The organism is Streptomyces inhibens (assembly GCF_003389455.1).
GTDB classification, from domain to species: domain Bacteria; phylum Actinomycetota; class Actinomycetes; order Streptomycetales; family Streptomycetaceae; genus Streptomyces; species Streptomyces inhibens.
In genome coordinates, this window is record NZ_QUAC01000044.1 from 1 (window position 1) to 20,251 (window position 20,251).

Here is a 20,251-nt window from a genome sequence, read left to right on the forward strand (position 1 = left end):
GGGCAGCGCGGGGCGCCCGCCGGCCGAGGGGCCCGCACCGACCTGACCGCGCGGCTGCAGCCCCGCGAGCCGGCTGGACTGCCCGCCGCCGACGTCGCCGGCACCGCCCTTGGCGTTGCTCGGCGCCGGCTTCTTGCCACCCTGTGCGACATCGACCGGCAGCATGACCAGCGCGGTGGTGCCGCCGGAGTCGGAGGGCCGCAGCTGGATACGGATGCCGTGTCGCAGCGACAGCCGGCCGACCACGAACAGACCCATCCGCCGGGACACCGAGACGTCCACGGTCGGCGGGCTGGCGAGCCGCTCGTTGATCGCCGAGAGGTCCTCGGGCGACAGACCGATACCGGTGTCGTGGATCTCGACCAGCACCCGGCCGTCGGGCAGTGCGTGACCGGTGACCTTGACCTTGGTCTGCGGGGAGGAGAACGAGGTGGCGTTCTCCAGCAGCTCGGCGAGCAGGTGGACGAGGTCGTTGACGACCCGGCCGGCGACCTCGGTCTGCGGAACGGCGTTGAGCTCGATCCGCTCGTACTGCTCCACCTCGGAGGCGGCGGCACGGAGCACGTCGACCAGCGGGACCGGCCGCGTCCACCGGCGCCCGGGCTCCTCACCCGCGAGGACCAGGAGGTTCTCACCGTTACGGCGCATACGCGTGGCGAGGTGGTCGAGCTTGAAGAGCGAGGACAGCTGGTCCGGGTCGGCCTCGCGGGACTCCAGTTCGGAGATCAGCGAGAGCTGGCGCTGGATCAGACCCTGGGAACGCCGCGAGAGGTTGGTGAACATCGCGTTGACGTTGCCCCGCAGCAGCGCCTGCTCGGACGCCAGCCGGACCGCCTCACGGTGGACGTCGTCGAACGCCGCGGCCACCCGGCCGATCTCGTCCCGGCTGTGCACACCGACCGACTCGACGGAGGTGTCCACGTCCTGCGGGTCGGACTCGGACAGCTGCTTGACCAGCTCGGGCAGCCGGTCCTGGGCGACCTTCTGCGCGGTGTCCTGCAGCCGGCGCAGCGAGCGGACCATGGACCGCGCCACGACGAACGCGCCGACCAGCGAGACGCCGAGGACGAGCAGGATCAGCGCACCGCTGATGATCGCGGACTGGGTGGCCTCGTTGCGCAGCTCGCGGGACTTCTGCTCCATCTCCGAGAGCAGCGTGGTCTCGATCCGCGACATCTCGTCGATCTTGACGGTGTCGGAGTCGTACCAGTCGAGGTACCGGTAGTCCTGGCTGCGGATGCCGGAATTGCTGTTGAAGGCGCGGTGCGCGAAGGCGACCGCGGCCTTGATCTCGTCGTTGCTGCCGTCCAGACCGCGGGTGAGCCCGTCGGCGCTGTTGCCGGTGTTGTTGGCGTAGATCTGCGAGAAGCGCTCGCGGGCCGCCTTCTCGCTGTCCTCGGCGTTACGGCCGGCCAGCCGGTCGTTGGAGGACAGCTGGGGGCCGCCGCTGTGGGCGAGGCCGGCGCTGACCAGGGCGCGCTGGATCGACGCGTACTCCTTGGCCGACGAGAACGCCGCCAGCGCACGGGTACTGCGAATCATCTCCGGGTTGCTGGTCGCCTGCGCCATGTCCTGGGAGAGCGACAGCAGCGAGTTGATCAGCTGGTTGTAGCTGGTGACGGTCCGCGCGGTGTTGTCTTCGTCCTGGTACGCGTTGGTGCGGATCTCGTTGAGCTTGTTGAGCTGGCGGGTGATCTCAAGGACGGTCGAGTGGATACCGGTCATCGTGGCGTCCTGGCCACGGATGTCGTCGGTGGCCTGGTTGAACGACAGCCGGGCGCGGTCGGTCGCCTCACGGGGCGCGACGACGTTGGCGTCGTCCTTGACGTTGCCGCTGCCGGCCAGCGGACCGGCCGACTTGTCCCGCTCCACCTGCAACGCGTCGGCGAGCTCGGTCGCCTGCCGGGTCATGTCGGTGAGCAGCTGCATCTTGTCGAGCTGGTCCATGTTCTCCAGCGACGTGGCGATACGCATGCCGCCCAGCGTGGTCGCGGCGACAACGGGTAGCGCGAGCAGGGAGACCAGACGGGTACTGATGCGCCAGTTACGCAGCGCTATTCGCGAGCCGGGCCCAGTGGGGCCCTTCGGCTCCTTGGGCGCAGTGCTGTCCGCGGCCTCGACGGCCGGCGCCTGGCCGCTCCGGTCGGCCGGCACAGTGCCGCCCGCGGAGCCGTTGCTCTGGGCGCGCTGGGGCGTGGAGGCGCGGTCTGTCCCGCCGCGCAGCTCCGGGTCCGCCGCAGCGCTGCCATCCCTCTTGAAACGTCCCTGCACTAGCGTCGCAACCTCTGGACCAGGCGTCCCACCACAGCGGGACGGTGTCGAGTCGTAATAGGGGACCGCTAAGTCCCCCATGGCGGTCGTGAGTGACCGGCGGGCTGCTCCCTCTGGCCGAGAGAGCGGCACCACCGCGCGGCGCCACTTTGCGCCCTGCGCGCCGGCTGAAACGTGCGGCGGTCCGTGGAATTCCAGCACAGTGCAGGATCTCCAACAAGAGCAGAGCCGCTCGCTGTGACATGAGTGACGCAATGTACGGGCCGCGTCACGACTTGTAGAGAGTCCCGCGGTAAATAACGGACTTTTGCCCGCGAGTCGTGCTCCCCTGTGGGCTGTCCCAGGTGCGGTGATCCAGAGCGGAACGTGCGGTTCAATCCGCCATTGTCCGATTCGCCCATAGATGTTGATCAAGGGAAATGCGGCATTTGTCGCACAGTTCGTGAGCAAACTCACAAGATGATCGTCGAGTTCCCCGCCGCTTCGCAGGGAATAGCGCGCTTAGCCTGACGCTTTACACGGTTGCCGGAAACGACAAGGCAGGTTTCCGCAACCCCTTTCCCGACCCTTTGACATCGCGAGGCATACAGCAGTGAAGACGACGATGATGTTCCGCAACATAGCCAACCCGCGGCGCACCACCCTGGCCCACCTCACGGACGCCGACGAGCTCGGCACCGCGGCCCCCGAGGTGCCGGAGCACACCGTCGAACTCCCCGCGCAGACCGCCAACCCCCGCCGCACCGTCCTGATGGACGCGCCCAAGCAGGACGTCCCGGCGTAGCGGAAGCAGCGCAACAGGCCATAAAGGACGACGGAGCGGCCGCGCCCCCGCGATAGCCTGGAGTGTCAACTCCGGCCAGTGATCAATGAGGGGCAGCGGCAACCCGTGCGCATCGCCAGATTCTCCATCGACGGCAACGTCGGCTTCGGCGTCGTCGAGGGCGACGAACTCGACGTCATCAAGGGGCATCCCTTCGCGGAATTCGAGCGCTCGGGCCAAAAGGTCCCCCTCGACAAGATCCGCCTGCTGCCGCCGGTCCTGCCCAACAAGGTCGTGGCGATCGGCCGCAACTACGCCGAACACGCCGCCGAGCTGGGCAACGCCGTCCCGGACGTGCCGGTCACCTTCTTCAAGCCGTCCACCTCCGTGATCGGCCCCGGCGACCCCATCGCGTACCCCTCCTTCTCGCAGGAGGTGCACCACGAGGCGGAGCTCGCCGTCGTCATCGGCCGGATGTGCCGTGAGGTGCCCCGTGAGCGCGCCAAGGACGTCATCCTCGGCTACACCTGCGCCAACGACATCACCGCGCGCGACGTCCAGCAGCGCGAGAAGCAGTGGGCGCGGGCCAAGGGCTTCGACAGCTCCTGCCCGCTCGGCCCCTGGGTCGAGACCGGGCTCGCCCCCGCGGATATCGCCGAGGGCCTCACGATCCAGTGCACCGTCAACGGCGAACAGCGCCAGCTCGGCCGCACCAGCGACATGGTCCGCCCGATCGAGGACCTGATCGTCCACATCACCGAGGCGATGACGCTGCTCCCCGGCGACGTCATCCTCACGGGCACCCCGGCCGGGGTCGGCCCCCTCAACGTCGGCGACGAGGTCGCCGTCACCATCGAAGGCATCGGCACTCTCACCAACAAGGTGATCAAGCGTGGCTAACGCGACCCCCGTCCGCGTCCGTTTCTGTCCCTCCCCGACCGGTAACCCCCACGTCGGCCTGATCCGTACCGCCCTGTTCAACTGGGCCTACGCACGGCACAACAAGGGCTCCCTGGTCTTCCGCATCGAGGACACCGACGCGGCCCGCGACTCCGAAGAGTCCTACCAGCAGCTGCTGGACTCCTTCCACTGGCTCGGCTTCGACTGGGACGAGGGCCCCGAGGTCGGCGGCCCGCACGCGCCGTACCGCCAGTCCCAGCGGATGGACATCTACAAGGACGTCGCCGACAAGCTCCTCGCCGCCGGCCACGCCTACCACTGCTACTGCACCACCGAAGAGCTGGACGCCCGCCGTGAGGCCGCCCGCCAGGCCGGCAGGCCCTCCGGCTACGACGGCACGTGCCGCGAGCTGACCGCCGAGCAGAAGGCCGCGTACGAGGCCGAGGGCCGTACCTCGATCGTCCGCTTCCGGATGCCCGACGAACCGATCACCTTCACCGACCTGGTGCGCGGCGAGCTGACCTTCACCCCGGAGAACGTCCCGGACTACGGCATCGTCCGCGCCAACGGTGCGCCGCTCTACACCCTCGTCAACCCCATCGACGACGCCCTGATGCGGATCACCCACGTCCTGCGCGGCGAGGACCTGCTCTCCTCCACCCCCCGCCAGATCGCCCTCTACAAGGCCCTGATCGAACTGGGTGTGGCCAAGGAGATCCCGGCCTTCGGCCACCTCCCCTACGTCATGGGCGAGGGCAACAAGAAGCTCTCCAAGCGCGACCCGCAGGCGTCCCTCAACCTCTACCGCGACCGCGGCTTCCTGCCCGAGGGCCTGCTCAACTACCTGGCGCTGCTCGGCTGGTCGTTCTCCGCGGACCAGGACATCTTCTCCGTCAGCGAGCTGATCGAGAAGTTCGACATCGCGGACGTCAACGCCAACCCGGCCCGCTTCGACCTGAAGAAGGCCGAGGCGATCAACGCCGACCACATCAGGCAGCTGGACGTGAAGGACTTCATCGCGGCCTGCGAGCCCTGGCTGAAGCCCCCGCACGCCAACTGGGCCCCCGAGGACTTCGACCAGGCCGCCTGGGAGGCGATCGCCCCGCACGCCCAGACCCGCCTCACCGTCCTCTCCGACATCACCGCCAACGTCGACTTCCTGTTCCTCAAGGAGCCGGTCGAGGACGAGGCGTCCTGGACGAAGGCGATGAAGGGCGACCCGGCCGCCCTGCTCACCACGGCCCGCGCCAAGCTCGCCGACGCCGACTGGACCAGCCCCGAGTCCCTCAAGGAGGCCGTCCTGGCCGCCGGCGAGGAGCACGGCCTCAAGCTCGGCAAGGCCCAGGCCCCCGTCCGGGTGGCCGTCACCGGCCGCACGGTCGGCCTCCCGCTCTTCGAGTCCCTCGAAGTCCTCGGCAAGGAGCGCACCCTCCAGCGCATCGACGCGGCACTGGCCAAGCTGGCCGGCTGACGTCGCCGTACGCCCCTGGGCCCGGAAGCCGCACGGCTTCCGGGCCCAGGGGTGTATCCGGGGGCTCCGCTAGATTGCCCGTATGCCCGTTCGCGCCGTCCTGTGGGACATCGACGACACCCTCTTCGACTACAGCGGGTCGGACCGTGCCGGAGTGCTGCGGCATCTCCGGGCCGAGGGGCTGGTGGCCGCGTACGGCGGCGAGGAGGTGGCGCTGGCCCGCTGGCGCAGCGCCATGGAGAGCGAGTTCGCCCGGTTCCTCGCCGGTGAGGTCGGGTTTCTCGATCATCGCAGGGGCCGCGCCCGGACGTTCTTGGGAGTGGCGCTCTCCGACGCCGAGGCGGACGCCTGGTTCGCCCGGTACGTCGCCCACTACGAGGCGTGCTGGACCCTCTTCCCGGACTCCGGGCCCGCGCTGGAGGCCCTTGCGCCACTGGTGCGGCAGGCCGTGCTGTCCAACTCCTCGACCGCCAACCAGGAGCGCAAGCTGACCACCCTGGGGATCCGCGCCCGCTTCGAGACGATCGTCTGCGCCGATGAGCTGGGTTACGCCAAACCGGCCCGCGAGGCGTTCCACGGCGCCTGCGAGGCGCTGGGCCTGCCGCCCGCCGAGGTCGCCTACGTCGGCGACCGTCTCGACATCGACGCGCTCGGCGCGCGGGACGCAGGGCTGACCGCCATATGGCTGGACCGTACGGACACCGGGGAGGACCTGCCGCCAGGCGTGCGGCGGATCGCCGGGCTGGCGGAGCTCCCCGAGCTGTTGCGCGGAGTTATCGGTTTTGGAGCCCCGTCCACGATCAGGTAATGTTCTTCCTGCGCCGCCCGAGAGGGCCGAGAGGTCCGGCCGGGAAGCGTAAGTCAAACAAGACCCCCAGCACAGGGGGTTGCGCTTTGATGGCCTATGGTGTAATTGGCAGCACGACTGATTCTGGTTCAGTTAGTCTAGGTTCGAGTCCTGGTAGGCCAGCTCGCAGAGCTTATCTGCAACGCCCCCGTTGTGTAGCGGCCTAGCACGCCGCCCTCTCAAGGCGGTAGCGCCGGTTCGAATCCGGTCGGGGGTACAGATCCTTCCCAGGGAGACAGTCGGGTCGCACCCACTGTCACTCATGCAGGATCGCTAGGGCCCCCGTTGTGTAGCGGCCTAGCACGCCGCCCTCTCAAGGCGGTAGCGCCGGTTCGAATCCGGTCGGGGGTACTGGTCTAAACCACCATGGGCTATGGTGTAATTGGCAGCACGAGTGATTCTGGTTCATTTAGTCTAGGTTCGAGTCCTGGTAGCCCAGCGCAGCGTGNCCACCATGGGCTATGGTGTAATTGGCAGCACGAGTGATTCTGGTTCATTTAGTCTAGGTTCGAGTCCTGGTAGCCCAGCGCAGCGTGTCCTTGTGACAGGCTCAACTGCAAGAAAACTTGCCCCCGTTGTGTAGCGGCCTAGCACGCCGCCCTCTCAAGGCGGTAGCGCCGGTTCGAATCCGGTCGGGGGTACAAGAAGAGAAGGCCCCCCGCATCATGCGGGGGGCTTTTTCGTGTCAACGGCCGGTTCCGAAGCGCCTGTTGGACTCCTCGGCCTCCGCCAGCCGGCGCAGGCTCAGCAGCACCGGCTCGTAGAGCACCGTCAGGGCCACCGCCGCCTCCACCTGCTCCGCCGGTGTCCCGAACTCCTCGACCAGATCCAGGTCGACCACCGCGAGCTGCTCCGCCCGGTGGGCGTAGGGCAGCAGATGCGCGGTGTCGCAGGCGTAGCCGAGGCGGTGCAGCGCGGCGATGGCGGCGACGAGCATCCGGAAGGCGGGGAAGCCGTCCGCGATCTCAAGGTTGAAGCGCCAGTCGAGCATGCGCAGCAGCTCGGTGGCGGTGCGCCGGCCGACCGCCGTCGAGGGGTCGCTCTCGTCGGGCTCCGGGCCGTGGGGGAGCGCCTCGATGGCCGTGCCCAGGCGTGAGAGCTGGTCGCGGGCGTCGTCCTCGACCGCGGCCAGCACTTCCCGGGCGGTGCTCACCGGTATCCGGCCGACCTGGATCAGGGCCCGCACGAGCCGCAGGCGGCGCAGATGCTCCGCGTCGTACTCGGACTGGGTGGCGGTGATCCGGCGGCCCGGAGGCAGCAGCCGTTCGCGCAGGTAGTACTTGATCGTGGCGGTGGACACCCCGCTGCGCTCGCTCAGCTCCGCCAGTCGCATACCCCTTGCACCTTCCCTTGGAGAGTGTCACTATCTAATCATGGATAGTGACGCTATCCAATGTGTCGAAGGGGGCTGTCATGGGTGGCAAGCCGGTGCAGGGTCGGATGACGACGGACGGCGACGGGGAGGTGGTGTTCTTCCTCGTCGGGATGCGGATCAACAGCTGGTGGGCGGTGCGCAGTTGGCTGCCGGTTTTCCTCGCGATGCCGCGCATGATCAAGGAGCTGGCCCGGGACCGGGACGGCGGGATGCTGGGCCATCGCCTGCTCCCGGGGCTCCCGCGGCATTTCGCCGTCATCCAGTACTGGGAGTCGAAGGAGAAGCTGCAGGCCTACGCGATGGACCAGAGCGGCGAGCACCGGCCGGCGTGGGCGGCGTTCAACCGGCGGGCGCGCGAGGGGAAGGACAAGGTCGGCTTCTGGCACGAGACCTTCGTCGTCCCGGCGGGCGCGCACAAGAGCATCTACATCAATATGCCGTCGTTCGGGCTGGGGGAGGCCCTGGGCGCGGTGCCGGTCGGCCGTCGCGGGGAGCGGGCCGCGGACCAGCTGGCGGTCTGAGCGTCGGCCCCGGCCCCGTCCCGCGATCCGTACGGACCGCGGGGCAGGGTCGGGGCCGGGCGCTGTGATCAGCCGGTGCGGCGCAGGCCCTCGGAGAGGCGGGCCGCCGCGTCGATGACCGCCTGGGCGTGCATCCGGCCCGGGTGGCGGGTCAGCCGCTCGATCGGTCCGGAGACCGAGACGGCCGCCACCACGCGGTTGGAGGGGCCGCGTACGGGGGCGGAGACGGACGCCACGCCCGGCTCGCGCTCACCGATCGACTGGGCCCAGCCGCGGCGCCGTACGCCGGACAGCGCGGTGGCCGTGAAGCGCGCGCCCTGCAGACCGCGGTGCAGCCGCTCGGGCTCTTCCCAGGCCATCAGGATCTGGGCGGCCGAGCCGGCCTTCATGGGGAGCGTGGAGCCGACCGGGACGGTGTCCCGCAGTCCGGACAGCCGCTCGGCCGCCGCCACGCAGATCCGCATATCGCCCTGCCGGCGATAGAGCTGGGCGCTCTCGCCCGTCACATCGCGTAGGTGGGTGAGTACCGGCCCCGCCGTGGCCAGCAGGCGGTCCTCGCCGGCCGCCGCGGCCAGCTCGGAGAGCCGCGGGCCGAGGATGAACCGGCCCTGCATGTCCCTCGCCACCATCCGGTGGTGTTCCAGAGCCACGGCCAGCCGGTGAGCCGTGGGTCGTGCAAGCCCTGTCGCCGCGACCAGCCCGGCGAGGGTGGCCGGACCGGACTCCAGGGCACTCAAAACCAGAGCTGCCTTGTCGAGAACGCCGACGCCGCTAGAGTTGTCCATGCAACGATACTCGCGTCTCACACTGTGAAACGCAAGTTCAATTTTCCAGGGAAGTCGTCAGTCTGTAGGTGTGGCCCTCGACCAGGGCCCGGCGTACGGCTCGGCAGGGGGATTTCTGCGGGCACCGCGCATGGACGAGCAAGGCCGGCAAAGCGGCCGGTCGGAGGGAAAGCGATGGGACGGACACTCGCGGAGAAGGTCTGGGACGACCATGTCGTCCGGCGCGCGGAAGGCGAGCCCGACCTTCTCTTCATCGATCTCCACCTGCTGCACGAGGTCACCAGCCCGCAGGCGTTCGACGGCCTCCGCAAGGCCGGCCGCCAGGTGCGCCGTACGGACCTGACCATCGCCACCGAGGATCACAACACCCCGACCCTCGACATCGACAAGCCGATCGCCGATCCGGTCTCGCGCACCCAGCTGGAGACGCTGCGCAAGAACTGTGCGGAGTTCGGCGTCCGGCTGCACCCGCTGGGCGATGTCGAGCAGGGCGTTGTCCACGTCGTGGGACCGCAGTTGGGACTGACCCAGCCCGGCACCACCGTGGTCTGCGGTGACAGCCACACCTCCACCCACGGAGCCTTCGGCGCGCTGGCGTTCGGTATCGGCACCAGCCAGGTCGAGCACGTCCTGGCCACCCAGACGCTGCCGCTGGCCCCCTTCAAGACCATGGCGATCACCGTCGACGGCGAGCTGCCCGACGGCGTGACGGCCAAGGACCTGATCCTGGCGATCATCGCCAAGATCGGCACCGGCGGCGGCCAGGGCTACGTCCTGGAATACCGCGGCTCGGCCATCGAGAAACTGTCGATGGAAGCCCGGATGACCATCTGCAACATGTCCATCGAGGCGGGCGCGCGGGCCGGCATGATCGCCCCCGACAAGACCACGTTCGACTATCTGCAGGGCCGCGATCACGCCCCCGAGGGCGAGGACTGGGACGCCGCGGTCGCGTACTGGAAGACGCTGCGCACCGACGACGACGCGGTCTTCGACGCCGAGGTGCACATCGACGCCACCTCCCTGGCGCCGTTCGTCACCTGGGGCACCAACCCCGGCCAGGGCGCACCGCTTTCGGCGAACGTCCCCGACCCGGCTTCGTACGAGGACGCCTCGGAGCGCATGGCCGCGGAAAGGGCCCTGGAGTACATGGGGTTGACGGCGGGTCAGCCGCTGCGCGAGATCAACGTGGACACCGTCTTCGTAGGTTCGTGCACCAACGGCCGTATCGAGGACCTGCGCTCCGCCGCCTCGATCCTGGAGGGCCGCAAGGTCGCCGACGGCGTACGGATGCTGGTCGTTCCCGGCTCGGTCCGGGTCTCCCTGGAGGCCGTCGCCGAGGGTCTGGACAAGGTCTTCACCGCGGCGGGCGCCGAATGGCGGCATGCGGGCTGCTCGATGTGTCTGGGTATGAACCCCGACCAGCTGGCGCCCGGTGAGCGCTCCGCGTCCACCTCCAACCGCAACTTCGAGGGCCGGCAGGGCAAGGGCGGTCGTACGCACCTGGTCTCGCCACAGGTCGCCGCCGCAACGGCGGTTCTCGGCCATCTGGCCTCACCGGCCGACCTCTCCGATGCCGACGTCGCCACGCCCGCGGGAGTCTGAACCATGGAAGCTTTCACCACACACACCGGCCGGGCCGTCCCGCTGCGCCGCAGCAATGTCGACACCGACCAGATCATCCCGGCCCACTGGCTGAAGAAGGTCACCCGCGACGGCTTCGAGGACGGGCTGTTCGAGGCCTGGCGCAAGGACCCGCAGTTCGTCCTCAACCAGGAGCGGTACAAGGGCGCCACGGTGCTGGTCGCCGGCCCCGACTTCGGCACCGGCTCCTCGCGTGAGCACGCCGTCTGGGCGCTGCAGAACTACGGCTTCAAGGCCGTCATCTCCTCGCGTTTCGCGGACATCTTCCGTGGCAACTCCCTCAAGAACGGGCTGCTGACGGTGGTCCTGCCGCAGGAGACCGTCGACCGGCTCCAGCAGCTGGTGGAGGCGGACCCGGCCGCCGAGGTGACCGTCGACCTGGTCGACCGGCAGGTGCGTGCGGGAGGAATCACCGCGGACTTCGAGCTGGACGAGAACGCTCGTTGGCGGCTGCTGGAGGGACTGGACGACATCAGCCTCACCCTTCGGGAGGAGTCGTCCATCGTGGAGTACGAGGCGAACCGCCCGTCGTTCAAGCCGCGTACCATCGAGGTCTGACCTCGGGTTTTGGCTCAAAGAGTTATTGCGTACGATGCGCCCCCTGTGCAGTTGGCAGGGGGCGCATCTGCTTGTGGAGGCGGCTGTTGAGGGCCCGTGAAGCGACAACTCGCCGCAGATGGCACAATTAGCGCATGGAACGCGACGACCAACTCAAGCTCTACGGTCTCGTCGCCGACCGGCTCAAGGTCGCACACGCAAGAGTGCGGACACTGCAAGTCCCGGAGGGCGTACGGATGGCGCTGACCCGGAAGCTGCTCGTCATCACGGCCGCGGCTAAACACGATCTTGCGGACGCGGCAAGGCGTCTGGAGTGGTTCATGGAAGACCTCGACGAAGGTCGTTATCCCGAAGATGTGCACGCCGACGGAAGTCCGTGAAGGTCGAGTTCGTTGCGGCACAAGGGTGATTAGCCCGTTTCGTGTTTGATTTGCGGTATATATCTGCCTAACGTGCGAAAAAGCTTGGAAACTTTCGTTCCAGCAATGTCTCCGAAGGGGAAGACGTGAACAAGGCGCAGCTCGTAGAAGCCATTGCCGACAAGCTCGGCGGCCGCCAGAACGCCGCAGAGGCGGTCGACGCCGTACTGGATGCAATCGTCCGTGCAACTGTCTCCGGCGACCGTGTTTCGGTCACCGGATTCGGCTCGTTCGAGAAGGTTGACCGCCCCGCCCGCTACGCCCGCAACCCGCAGACGGGTGAGCGCGTACGGGTCAAGAAGACCTCGGTTCCGCGTTTCCGCGCCGGTCAGGGTTTCAAGGACCTGGTGAGCGGCTCGAAGAAGCTCCCCAAGGGCGGCGAGGTTGCCGTCAAGAAGGCTCCCAAGGGCAGCCTCACCGGTGGTGTTGCCATCAAGAAGGCCGCCGCCAAGAAGGCCACCGCCAAGAAGGCCGCCGCGAAGAAGGCGGCACCGGCGAAGAAGGCCGCGGTGAAGAAGACCGCAGCGGCGAAGAAGGTCACCGCCAAGAAGACCGCCGTGAAGAAGGCGGCCACGGCCAAGAAGGTCACCGCCAAGAAGGCCGCCGCGAAGAAGGCGGCACCGGCGAAGGCGACGGCGAAGAAGACCGCCCCCGCCAAGAAGGCGACGGCGAAGAAGGCCCCCGCAAAGAAGGCCACCGCCCGCAAGACCACCGCGAAGAAGACCACCGCCCGCAAGCGGTGAACCAAGCAGCGGCGACGCCATGCGTCGGGCCGGTCTCCCTCCGGGGAGCCCGGCCCGCGGTGCGTTCCGGCCCCGGCCGCCGTCTAGGCTCTCTCCCATGCAGGCCACCGCGTATACGTACGACTCCGAGACCCGCTCCGGCAGTGTGCTGCTGGACGACGGCACCCCGCTGCCCTTCGACGCGGCGGCCTTCGACGCCGGCGGTCTGCTGCTGCTGCGGCCCGGTCAGCGGGTCCGTATCGAGGTCATCGGTGACGGTGCCGAGCGGCGTATCGCCCTGATCACGCTCCAGACGCTCTGACCTGCGGCGGCAGCTGCCGCTCCGGCCCGTCCTGAGCCGTTGCGCCCGTTGCCGCCCCGCCCGCGAGATGCGGCGTCTGGAGCGCCGTGTGCGGGCCCACGCCCAGTGCCAGCGCGGCCAGCAGATCCTCGCCGGTGTCCACGTCCCGGCGCACCGAGGGCGCATCCGGTGCGGTGATCTCCTGCGCTCCGGATGCCAGGTGACGGGCCCGTGAGGCACCTCCGAATGCCGGTTCCAATTCCACTCCGGAAGTCGCGGTCAGAAGTGTTGTCCCGATATCCGCCGCATCCGCGAGAAATGCACGAGGAAATAGCGAAGCGGAATGGAGCACCAGTTCCAGCTCGGCCGGGCGCAGTGCGGGAAGGTCGGCGTTCAGCGCGGCGACGGCCGCACCCGGGCGGCGCGCCCGGATCGCGGCCGCGCCATGGGCCAGCGCCGCGTTGAGCCCGCGGGCCGGTGTGTCGGGCAGGATGCGCGCCCCCAGGGCCGCCAGACGCTCCCCGGCCAGTTGATCGTCCGTGACAACCGCCACATCCCGTACGTCCGCGCAGGCCAGCGCCGCTGTCACGGTGTCCAGGGCGAAGGCGAGGGCCAACTTGGGCCGAAACTCCTCACCGGCGGCCCGGGAGAGCCTGCTCTTGGCCCGCACCAGCGGTTTCAGCGGCACCACCAGGCTCCAGCCCACATCCGCTCCGTCTCTTCGCATCCGCGCCATTCTCACCTGCTGCCGCCGCTCTCCCGGAGCGCCGGGGTTACGGTGTTCTCGACATAGCGGGTACCTGGGGCGACACTTGTGCGGCTGCCGGCTCGCAGCAGCTTCACAGGTCCCCACAAGGAGGGTGTCCCAGTGTCCCGCCGCAGAATCGGCTTCTGGTACCGCTTGGCCGCGGTCATCTGCAAACCGCCGCTCTTGGTTCTGTTCAAGCGGGACTGGCAGGGAATGGAGCACATTCCGGCCGACGGCGGATTTATCACCGCGGTCAACCACAACTCGTATCTTGATCCGCTCTCCTATGCGCACTATCAGTACAACACCGGGCGGGTCCCCCGATTCCTCGCCAAGGCCGGACTCTTCAAGAGCGGCTTTGTCGGCCTGATGATGCGCGGTACCGGACAGATCCCCGTCTACCGGGAAACCACCGACGCCGCCACCGCCTTCCGCGCCGCCGTCAGCGCCATCCACAAGGGCGAATGCGTCGCCTTCTACCCCGAGGGCACCCTCACCCGTGACCCCGATCTGTGGCCCATGCAGGGCAAGACCGGTGCCGCGCGGGTCGCATTGCTGACGAAGGCGCCGGTCATCCCGGTCGCGCAGTGGGGCGCCAACGACGCGATGCCGCCGTACGCCAAGGAGAAGAAGCTCCGCCTCCTCCCGCGCAAGACGCTGCGGGTGAAGGCGGGACCGCCGGTCGACCTGAGCGCGTACTACGACCAGGAGCCGACCGCCGAGGTGCTGCGCGCCGTGACCGACGCCATCATGACCGCGATCACCGAGCAGCTGGCCCAGCTCCGCGGTGAGCCCGCGCCGGCCGAACCGTACGACTGGCGCAAGGCGGTCGCCCGGGAGCGCCGCGCCGCCCGCGAGGCCGCCAAGGCCACCCAGGGCGCCGCAGCGGCCGAAACCCCCGCCGAGCAGGCCGTCGCCGCCGAACCGGCCGTCGCCCCGCAGCAGGCCCGAAGCACCCAGCAGGCACAGGAGGATGAAGGCAAGTGACGCGCTGCGCCGTCTACGGCACGGGGTCCTGGGGCACCACCTTCGCGATGGTGCTCGCCGACGCGGGATGCGAGGTGACCCTGTGGGGGCGCCGCGCGGCCCTTGTCGACGCCATCAACAACGGCCGTACGAACCCCGACTATCTGCCGGGGGTCGAGCTCCCCGCGTCCGTACGGGCCACCACCGACCCCGCGGAAGCGGCCCGGGGCGCGGAGTTCACCGTCCTGGCCGTCCCCTCCCAGACGCTGCGCGGCAATCTCGCCGAATGGGCGCCCCTGCTGCCCGCCGACACGATCCTGGTCTCCCTGATGAAGGGCGTCGAACTGGGCACGGCCAAGCGCATGAGCGAGGTCATCGAAGAGGTCGCCAAGGCGCCGGCGGAGCGGGTCGCGGTGCTGACCGGCCCCAACCTCGCCAAGGAGGTCGCCGCGAGGCAGCCCGCCGCCGCGGTCGTGGCCTGCGCCGACGAGTCGGTCGCCCGGCGGCTGCAGGCCGCCTGCCACACCTCGTACTTCCGGCCGTACACCAACACCGACGTGGTGGGCTGCGAACTGGGCGGCGCGGTCAAGAACGTCATCGCGCTCGCCGTCGGCATCGCCACCGGCATGGGCCTGGGCGACAACGCCAAGGCGTCCCTGATCACCCGCGGCCTCGCTGAGACCACCCGGCTCGGCCTCGCCATGGGCGCCGACGCACACACCTTCGCGGGCCTCGCCGGCATGGGTGACCTCGTCGCCACCTGCTCCTCACCGCTGTCCCGCAACAACACCTTCGGCACCAACCTCGGCCGCGGGATGACGCTGGAGGAGACCATCGCGGTCACCAAGCAGACCGCCGAGGGCGTCAAGTCCTGCGAATCCGTGCTGGATCTGGCCCGCAGGCACGGCGTCGACATGCCGCTCACCGAGACGGTCGTGGGCATCGTCCACGAGGGCAAGCCGCCGATGGTGGCCCTCAAGGAGCTGATGTCGCGCAGCGCCAAGTCCGAGCGGCACTGACCGCCGATTTCCCCCCCGTCCGTCCCCCGCCCCGCCGCCGCGCCACCGGTGCCGCGGCGACGCGATGCCACCAACGGCCGCCGCGGCACTGACTCCGCGACTACCAGCAGGTACCCTCAAGCCGATATGAGCAGCGAGACCTCCTCCCACAAGCCCCGCGTCGCCGTCGTGTTCGGCGGCCGCAGCTCCGAGCACGCCATCTCCGTACTCACCGCCGGAGCCGTGCTGCGCGCCATCGACCGCGAGAAGTACGACGTGCTGCCCATCGGCATCACCACCGACGGCCGCTGGGCGCTGACCGCCGACGACCCCGAGCGGATGGCCATCGCGGACCGGCAGCTGCCCAGCGTGGCCGCGCTCGCCGAGTCCACCGAGGGCGGCGTGGTGCTCCCCGTCGACCCGACCAACCGCGAGGTCGTCTACACCGAGCCCGGTTCGGTGCCCAAGGCGCTCGGCGAGGTCGATGTCGTCTTCCCCGTCCTGCACGGCCCCTACGGCGAGGACGGCACCCTGCAGGGCCTGCTGGAGCTGTCCGGTGTGCCCTACGTCGGCTCGGGCGTGCTTGCCTCCGCCGTCGGCCAGGACAAGGACTACATGAAGCGGGTGTTCACCTCCTTCGGGCTGCCGGTCGGCCCGTACGAGGTCATCCGGCCGCGGGAGTGGGAAAAGGACCCGGCCGCCGCTCGTAAGAAGATCGTGGACTTCGCCGGGGAGCACGGCTGGCCGCTCTTCGTGAAGCCCGCCCGGGCCGGCTCGTCCATGGGCATCACCAAGGTCAACGACCTCGGCGGCCTGGACGAGGCGATCGAGGAGGCCCGGGCGCACGACCCCAAGATCCTTGTGGAGTCGCTGCTGAGCGGCCGCGAGATCGAGTGCGGGGTGCTGGAGTTCGAGGACGGCCCGCGGGCCAGCGTGCCGGCCGAGATCCCGCCGGTCACCGCGCACGACTTCTACGACTTCGAGGCCAAGTACATCGACTCGGCCGACGGGATCGTGCCGGCGCCGCTGACCGCCGAGCAGACCGCCACGGTCCAGGAGCTGGCTGTCGCGGCCTTCGAGGCGGCGTCCTGCGAGGGCCTGGTGCGCGCGGACTTCTTCCTGCAGGACAACGGCGAGTTCGTGATCAACGAGATCAACACGCTCCCCGGATTCACGCCCATCTCGATGTACCCGCGGATGTGGCAGGAGAGCGGAGTGAGCTACCCGGAGCTGATCGACCGGCTCCTCCAGGCGGCGCTGAACCGCTCCACGGGCCTGCGCTGAGCCTCCCGCCGGCCCCTACACCCCTTGGGGAACGGTCTTCTTCACGGCGCCCGCGAGGTCGATGAGCACATCGACCTCGGGGGCGTACTTCCCGGGCACGGTCACCTCGACATAGACCTTGCGCAGCACGGTCGTGAAGCGGTAGCCGTCGTCCTGCTTCTCGAAGAGCCATCTGACGCCGTTGACTTCCGCCGCGTCGGGGTTGGGGTTGTAATGTTCACTCCCGTACATCAGGACGCCGGGCTTCGGCACCCCGCAGCGCAGTTTCACGGCAGGATCGCCCCATATGGCAGTGAAGTCGGAGACGGGCTCGGCGGTACGCCGCTCCAGCCCGTTCACGGTCCGCGGCAATTCCTTGTGGAGCGCCCGGCAGTGCCTTGCGGCCTCGCCCTTGGGGGAGGGGACGGCCACGTCTTCGGAAGAGGAACAGCTCACCGCGGCGAACAGCACGGCGACCAAGGGCAGGGCCAGGTACCGGCGTCGCGCACTGATCACCCGGCCGAGCATACGGGGAGCTAGAGATGAACGACCGGGCAGGTAAGGGTGCGGGTGATGCCCTCCACTTGCTGGACCTTCGCGACCACCATGCGGCCCAGCTCGTCGACGGTGTCGGCCTGCGCGCGCACGATGACGTCATAGGGGCCCGTCACGTCCTCGGCCTGCAGCACACCTTGGATCGTCGAAATCACTTCGGCTACCGCCGAGGCCTTGCCGACCTCGGTCTGGATCAGGATGTAGGCCTGTACCACGGAACCTCCAGGGCGGCTACGAGGATCATGTGGGAAGAAGGGACGCCACGGTACCGCGTCACCGTGCGGAGCGGGGAGACCCGCGCGGTGAACACGGCAAGTGCGGCACAGTCGTCAGCCACGTACGGACCGTCCGTACACATGGGAAGGGCAACAGCATGAAGGGCACCGTGGGCGAGCTGGGGGAGTTCGGGCTGATCAGGGAGCTCACCTCCCGGATCACCTCCACCCCGGCGGTACGCATCGGGCCGGGGGACGACGCCGCGGTGGTCACCGCGCCGGACCGGAGGGTGGTCGCCAGCACCGACATCCTCCTGGAGGGACGGCACTTCCGCCGCGACTGGTCCACGGCCTATGACGTCGGCCGCAAGGCCGCCGCACAGAACCTCGCCGACATCGCGGCGATGGGCGCGGTGCCCACCGCGATCCTGCTCGGCCTGGTCGTTCCCGCCGAACTCCCCGCCACCTGGCCGACCGAGCTGATGGACGGGCTGCGTGACGAGTGCCAGGTGGCCGGTGCCGCGGTCGTCGGCGGCGACGTCGTACGGGGCGACACCATCACCGTCGCGATCACCGCGCTCGGCGATCTGCGTAACCAGGAGCCGGTCACCCGGGCCGGTGCCCAGCCCGGCGATGTCGTCGCGGTGACCGGCTGGCTCGGCTGGTCCGCCGCCGGGCACGCCGTGCTCTCCCGCGGCTTCCGCTCGCCGCGCGCCTTCGTGGAGGCCCACCGCCGCCCCGAGCCGCCGTACCACGCGGGCCCGGCGGCCGCCGGACTCGGCGCCACCGCCATGACGGACGTCAGCGACGGACTCGTCGCCGACCTCGGGCACATCGCCGAGGCCAGCAAGGTCCGGATCGATCTGCGGTCCGCCGCGATCGACATCCCCTCGCAGATGTCCGACATCGGCACCGCGGTCGGCGTGGACCCGATGCAGTGGGTGCTCAACGGCGGCGAGGACCATGCGATCGTGGCCACCTTCCCGCCGGATGTGAAGCTGCCCGCCCGCTGGAAGGTCATCGGTGAGGTGCTCCATCCGTCCGCGCTGCCGCAGGTGACGGTGGACGGCGCCCCCTGGGCGAATGCCGGCTGGGACCACTTCGGGGACAACGGCGACGCCGAGTAGATTCGGCCGTATGCACATACCTCCACGCGTTCTGACCGTCGCCGGGTCCGACTCCGGCGGCGGCGCGGGTATTCAGGCCGACCTGAAGACGATGCTCGCGCTCGGCACCCACGGCATGAGCGTGCTCACCGCCGTCACCGCCCAGAACTCCCTGGGTGTGCAGGGCGCGTGGGAACTGCCCGCCGAGGCCGTACGCGCCCAGTTCCGCAGCGTCGTCGACGACATCGGCGTCCAGGCCGTGAAGACCGGGATGCTCTCCTCGGCAGTGCTCGTCGAGACCGTCGCGGAGCTGCTCGCCGATCTGCGGGTCCCGGTCGTCATCGACCCCGTGGGGGTCTCCAAGCACGGCGATGCGCTGCTCGCCGCCAGTGCCCTGGACGCGGTCCGCACCAAGCTCCTGCCGACGGCCACGGTCGCCACCCCCAACCTGGACGAGGTCGCCCAGCTGACCGGCGTACGCGTCGAGGAGGAGGCCGATATGCGACGGGCGGCCGCCGCGATCCTGGACTTCGGGCCCCGCTGGGCGCTGATCAAGGGCGGCCATCTGACGGCCGGGCACGGGGATGGTGAGCAGGCCGTCGATCTGCTCACCGACGGCACCGAGGAACACTGGCTGCGCGCCCCCCGCCACGACAACCGGCACACCCACGGCACCGGCTGCACCCTCGCCAGCGCGATCGCCGCGCAGCTCGCCAAGGGGGACACCGTTCCGCAGGCCGCCACGGCGGCGAAGGACTATGTCACCGGCGCGATCGCGGCCGGCTTCCGGCTGGGCGGGGGCATCGGCCCCGTGGACCACGGCTGGCGCTTGCGCGGCGAGCACTGACCGCGTTCCGAGCGGTGACAGGCCGGGTATGGCATCGGCATCGGCAGCGCCCGGCCGGAGTTCTCAGGTCCGGAGTTCTCAGGCCGGTTTTCTCAGGAAAGGCAAAAGCCGGCCCACCTGAGAGGTGGACCGGCTTCACAAGCAACCGGTTGGGGCTGCGCTACGGCTAAGTCGTCAGCGCGAGACCTTGCCGGCCTTGATGCACGAGGTGCAGGCGTTCAGCTTCTTCGGCGTGCGCCCGATCACTGCACGCACCGTCTGGATGTTGGGGTTCCAACGACGGTTGGTACGGCGATGCGAGTGCGAGACACTCTTGCCGAAGCCCGGCCCCTTGCCGCAGACGTCGCAGTTGGCAGCCACGGGTCACTCCAAAGACTTCAGATGCACTTACGGTGAATCCTGACGAGCCGAGTGCATTACCCGACCGGCACCGTCAGGAGAGGAATGGCCCGATCTTCATCGGGCAACCGGAGCAGCATACAACGACCGCTCCCGTAGAACGAAACTACCACGCAGCCCCGGGCCCCCGCTCCGGCCTCCCCGCCGCAGCGCGGCTACTGTGCGGTGCATCCCGCGACCCAGGAGGACGACGTGCCGTACCCGCTCGACGCCACCGCGGTCCGCTCCTGGTGCGGACTGGCGATGGAGGCGCTCGGCCGGGAACGCGAGCGGATCGACGCGATCAACGTCTATCCCGTGGCCGACGGAGACACCGGCACCAACCTGTATCTGACGGTCGAATCGGCCGCCCGCGCGGTCGAGGCCGCCTTCGACGGGCACGCCTCGGCCGGCACCTCGCTCCGTCTTGCCGACGCCATCGGCGCCATGGCGCACGGCGCCCTCATAGGAGCCCGCGGCAACTCCGGCACCATCGTGGCGCAGTTGCTGCGCGGCATGACCGAGGTCCTGGCGGCGGCCGACGGAGCCGCCGACGGCGCCACGGCCGGCGCGGCCGACGCGCTGCGGCGGGCGCTGC

Annotated in this window: 23 protein-coding genes and 6 tRNA genes; 22 read left to right on the forward strand and 7 right to left on the reverse strand. The window is 69.3% G+C overall.

Features of this window, described 5'->3' with window-relative positions:
• Window positions 1–2,271, reverse strand: a 2,271-nt coding sequence (locus DY245_RS06685; protein ID WP_147318328.1) for a sensor histidine kinase, incomplete at its 3' end; no start/stop codon positions are given.
• Window positions 2,272–2,863: 592 nt separating this feature from the next.
• Here DY245_RS06685 and DY245_RS06690 point away from each other — a divergent pair.
• The 10 genes from DY245_RS06690 to DY245_RS06735 all read left to right on the forward strand — a co-directional run bounded on the left by DY245_RS06690 (window position 2,864) and on the right by DY245_RS06735 (window position 6,893).
• Window positions 2,864–3,055 (forward strand): hypothetical protein, encoded by a 192-nt coding sequence (locus tag DY245_RS06690; protein ID WP_128504524.1) that lies wholly within the window; start codon window positions 2,864–2,866, stop codon window positions 3,053–3,055.
• Between the two features lie 105 nt (window positions 3,056–3,160).
• A complete protein-coding gene (locus tag DY245_RS06695; RefSeq protein WP_128504526.1) occupies window positions 3,161–3,934 on the forward strand; it encodes a fumarylacetoacetate hydrolase family protein in 774 nt (257 codons plus the stop codon).
• Window positions 3,927–5,405: a glutamate--tRNA ligase gene (gltX, locus tag DY245_RS06700; RefSeq protein ID WP_128504528.1), complete on the forward strand. Its 1,479-nt coding sequence runs from the start codon at window positions 3,927–3,929 to the stop codon at window positions 5,403–5,405. Before DY245_RS06695 ends, gltX begins: the two co-directional genes overlap by 8 nt.
• Window positions 5,406–5,487: 82 nt before the next feature.
• Complete coding sequence (locus tag DY245_RS06705; RefSeq protein ID WP_128504530.1) at window positions 5,488–6,213, forward strand: HAD family hydrolase; 726 nt, start codon at window positions 5,488–5,490, stop codon at window positions 6,211–6,213.
• Between the two features lie 90 nt (window positions 6,214–6,303).
• Window positions 6,304–6,375 (forward strand) — tRNA-Gln (locus DY245_RS06710).
• Between the two features lie 21 nt (window positions 6,376–6,396).
• Window positions 6,397–6,469, forward strand: a tRNA-Glu gene (locus DY245_RS06715).
• Window positions 6,470–6,530: 61 nt separating this feature from the next.
• Window positions 6,531–6,603, forward strand: a tRNA-Glu gene (locus tag DY245_RS06720).
• A 16-nt stretch (window positions 6,604–6,619) separates the two neighbouring features.
• Window positions 6,620–6,691, forward strand: a tRNA-Gln gene (locus DY245_RS06725).
• A gap of 16 nt (window positions 6,692–6,707) precedes the next feature.
• Window positions 6,708–6,779 (forward strand) — tRNA-Gln (locus DY245_RS06730).
• Window positions 6,780–6,820: 41 nt separating this feature from the next.
• A tRNA-Glu gene (locus DY245_RS06735) sits at window positions 6,821–6,893 on the forward strand.
• A 44-nt stretch (window positions 6,894–6,937) separates the two neighbouring features.
• Here the strand turns inward: DY245_RS06735 and DY245_RS06740 are convergent.
• Complete coding sequence (locus DY245_RS06740) at window positions 6,938–7,585, reverse strand: MerR family transcriptional regulator (protein WP_128504533.1); 648 nt, start codon at window positions 7,583–7,585, stop codon at window positions 6,938–6,940.
• Between the two features lie 80 nt (window positions 7,586–7,665).
• Here DY245_RS06740 and DY245_RS06745 point away from each other — a divergent pair, with 80 nt between their 5' ends.
• A complete protein-coding gene (locus DY245_RS06745; RefSeq protein WP_181923552.1) occupies window positions 7,666–8,148 on the forward strand; it encodes a DUF4188 domain-containing protein in 483 nt (160 codons plus the stop codon).
• 68 nt (window positions 8,149–8,216) lie between these two features.
• On the opposite strand, the gene ndgR is transcribed toward DY245_RS06745, so the two are convergent.
• On the reverse strand, window positions 8,217–8,933 hold the full coding sequence (ndgR, locus tag DY245_RS06750) for an IclR family transcriptional regulator NdgR (RefSeq protein WP_026169203.1): 717 nt from the start codon (window positions 8,931–8,933) through the stop codon (window positions 8,217–8,219).
• 174 nt (window positions 8,934–9,107) lie between these two features.
• Between ndgR and leuC the strand changes: the two genes are divergently transcribed.
• From leuC to DY245_RS06775, 5 genes are all read left to right on the forward strand, one after another.
• Window positions 9,108–10,538: a 3-isopropylmalate dehydratase large subunit gene (gene leuC / locus DY245_RS06755; RefSeq protein WP_128504535.1), complete on the forward strand. Its 1,431-nt coding sequence runs from the start codon at window positions 9,108–9,110 to the stop codon at window positions 10,536–10,538.
• Window positions 10,539–10,541: 3 nt separating this feature from the next.
• The gene (gene leuD / locus DY245_RS06760) at window positions 10,542–11,135 is read left to right on the forward strand and encodes a 3-isopropylmalate dehydratase small subunit (protein WP_128504537.1); all 594 of its coding nucleotides are present in this window, start codon (window positions 10,542–10,544) and stop codon (window positions 11,133–11,135) included.
• A 134-nt stretch (window positions 11,136–11,269) separates the two neighbouring features.
• Entirely contained in the window at window positions 11,270–11,515 is a 246-nt protein-coding gene (locus tag DY245_RS06765; RefSeq protein WP_128504539.1) for an SCO5555 family protein, read from the forward strand.
• 125 nt (window positions 11,516–11,640) lie between these two features.
• Window positions 11,641–12,297, forward strand: a complete 657-nt coding sequence (locus tag DY245_RS06770; RefSeq protein WP_128504541.1) for an HU family DNA-binding protein — start codon at window positions 11,641–11,643, stop codon at window positions 12,295–12,297.
• 97 nt (window positions 12,298–12,394) lie between these two features.
• Entirely contained in the window at window positions 12,395–12,598 is a 204-nt protein-coding gene (locus DY245_RS06775) for a hypothetical protein (protein ID WP_128504543.1), read from the forward strand.
• Here DY245_RS06775 and cofC read toward each other — a convergent pair.
• Window positions 12,579–13,304 (reverse strand): 2-phospho-L-lactate guanylyltransferase, encoded by a 726-nt coding sequence (gene cofC / locus DY245_RS06780; protein WP_244942875.1) that lies wholly within the window; start codon window positions 13,302–13,304, stop codon window positions 12,579–12,581. The two genes, DY245_RS06775 and cofC, sit on opposite strands and share 20 nt — an antisense overlap.
• 141 nt (window positions 13,305–13,445) lie before the next feature.
• On the opposite strand from cofC, the gene DY245_RS06785 reads away from it, so the two are divergent.
• The 3 genes from DY245_RS06785 to DY245_RS06795 all read left to right on the forward strand — a co-directional run bounded on the left by DY245_RS06785 (window position 13,446) and on the right by DY245_RS06795 (window position 16,573).
• Window positions 13,446–14,312 (forward strand): lysophospholipid acyltransferase family protein, encoded by an 867-nt coding sequence (locus tag DY245_RS06785; RefSeq protein ID WP_128504547.1) that lies wholly within the window; start codon window positions 13,446–13,448, stop codon window positions 14,310–14,312.
• The gene (locus tag DY245_RS06790; protein ID WP_128504549.1) at window positions 14,309–15,310 is read left to right on the forward strand and encodes an NAD(P)H-dependent glycerol-3-phosphate dehydrogenase; all 1,002 of its coding nucleotides are present in this window, start codon (window positions 14,309–14,311) and stop codon (window positions 15,308–15,310) included. Before DY245_RS06785 ends, DY245_RS06790 begins: the two co-directional genes overlap by 4 nt.
• Before the next feature lie 126 nt (window positions 15,311–15,436).
• The gene (locus DY245_RS06795; RefSeq protein WP_128504551.1) at window positions 15,437–16,573 is read left to right on the forward strand and encodes a D-alanine--D-alanine ligase family protein; all 1,137 of its coding nucleotides are present in this window, start codon (window positions 15,437–15,439) and stop codon (window positions 16,571–16,573) included.
• 15 nt (window positions 16,574–16,588) lie between these two features.
• Here the strand turns inward: DY245_RS06795 and DY245_RS06800 are convergent, their stop codons facing one another.
• Together DY245_RS06800 and DY245_RS06805 are read right to left on the reverse strand one after the other, a co-directional pair.
• The gene (locus tag DY245_RS06800; protein WP_128504553.1) at window positions 16,589–17,080 is read right to left on the reverse strand and encodes a DUF3515 domain-containing protein; all 492 of its coding nucleotides are present in this window, start codon (window positions 17,078–17,080) and stop codon (window positions 16,589–16,591) included.
• Window positions 17,081–17,088: 8 nt separating this feature from the next.
• Complete coding sequence (locus tag DY245_RS06805; protein WP_128504555.1) at window positions 17,089–17,322, reverse strand: Lrp/AsnC ligand binding domain-containing protein; 234 nt, start codon at window positions 17,320–17,322, stop codon at window positions 17,089–17,091.
• A 158-nt stretch (window positions 17,323–17,480) separates the two neighbouring features.
• Here DY245_RS06805 and DY245_RS06810 point away from each other — a divergent pair, with 158 nt between their 5' ends.
• Together DY245_RS06810 and thiD are read left to right on the forward strand one after the other, a co-directional pair.
• On the forward strand, window positions 17,481–18,449 hold the full coding sequence (locus DY245_RS06810; RefSeq protein WP_128504557.1) for a thiamine-phosphate kinase: 969 nt from the start codon (window positions 17,481–17,483) through the stop codon (window positions 18,447–18,449).
• A 10-nt stretch (window positions 18,450–18,459) separates the two neighbouring features.
• Window positions 18,460–19,275: a bifunctional hydroxymethylpyrimidine kinase/phosphomethylpyrimidine kinase gene (gene thiD, locus DY245_RS06815; protein ID WP_128504559.1), complete on the forward strand. Its 816-nt coding sequence runs from the start codon at window positions 18,460–18,462 to the stop codon at window positions 19,273–19,275.
• 174 nt (window positions 19,276–19,449) lie between these two features.
• Here thiD and rpmB read toward each other — a convergent pair whose 3' ends face one another.
• On the reverse strand, window positions 19,450–19,635 hold the full coding sequence (gene rpmB / locus DY245_RS06820) for a 50S ribosomal protein L28 (protein ID WP_006602870.1): 186 nt from the start codon (window positions 19,633–19,635) through the stop codon (window positions 19,450–19,452).
• A 231-nt stretch (window positions 19,636–19,866) separates the two neighbouring features.
• Between rpmB and DY245_RS06825 the strand changes: the two genes are divergently transcribed.
• A partial coding sequence (locus DY245_RS06825; RefSeq protein ID WP_128504561.1) for a DAK2 domain-containing protein occupies window positions 19,867–20,251 on the forward strand: 385 nt, incomplete at its 3' end.

Excerpts from the sequence above, each read along its gene's own strand:
- DY245_RS06705 (WP_128504530.1), top strand. The coding sequence starts at position 5,488 with ATGCCCGTTCGCGCCGTCCTGTGGGACATCGACGACACCCTCTTCGAC.
- DY245_RS06740 (WP_128504533.1), bottom strand. The coding sequence starts at position 7,585 with ATGCGACTGGCGGAGCTGAGCGAGCGCAGCGGGGTGTCCACCGCCACG.
- DY245_RS06745 (WP_181923552.1), top strand. The coding sequence starts at position 7,666 with ATGGGTGGCAAGCCGGTGCAGGGTCGGATGACGACGGACGGCGACGGG.
- ndgR (WP_026169203.1), bottom strand. The coding sequence starts at position 8,933 with ATGGACAACTCTAGCGGCGTCGGCGTTCTCGACAAGGCAGCTCTGGTT.
- leuC (WP_128504535.1), top strand. The coding sequence starts at position 9,108 with ATGGGACGGACACTCGCGGAGAAGGTCTGGGACGACCATGTCGTCCGG.
- leuD (WP_128504537.1), top strand. The coding sequence starts at position 10,542 with ATGGAAGCTTTCACCACACACACCGGCCGGGCCGTCCCGCTGCGCCGC.
- DY245_RS06765 (WP_128504539.1), top strand. The coding sequence starts at position 11,270 with ATGGAACGCGACGACCAACTCAAGCTCTACGGTCTCGTCGCCGACCGG.
- DY245_RS06775 (WP_128504543.1), top strand. The coding sequence starts at position 12,395 with ATGCAGGCCACCGCGTATACGTACGACTCCGAGACCCGCTCCGGCAGT.
- cofC (WP_244942875.1), bottom strand. The coding sequence starts at position 13,304 with ATGCGAAGAGACGGAGCGGATGTGGGCTGGAGCCTGGTGGTGCCGCTG.
- DY245_RS06795 (WP_128504551.1), top strand. The coding sequence starts at position 15,437 with ATGAGCAGCGAGACCTCCTCCCACAAGCCCCGCGTCGCCGTCGTGTTC.
- DY245_RS06800 (WP_128504553.1), bottom strand. The coding sequence starts at position 17,080 with ATGCTCGGCCGGGTGATCAGTGCGCGACGCCGGTACCTGGCCCTGCCC.
- DY245_RS06810 (WP_128504557.1), top strand. The coding sequence starts at position 17,481 with ATGAAGGGCACCGTGGGCGAGCTGGGGGAGTTCGGGCTGATCAGGGAG.
- thiD (WP_128504559.1), top strand. The coding sequence starts at position 18,460 with ATGCACATACCTCCACGCGTTCTGACCGTCGCCGGGTCCGACTCCGGC.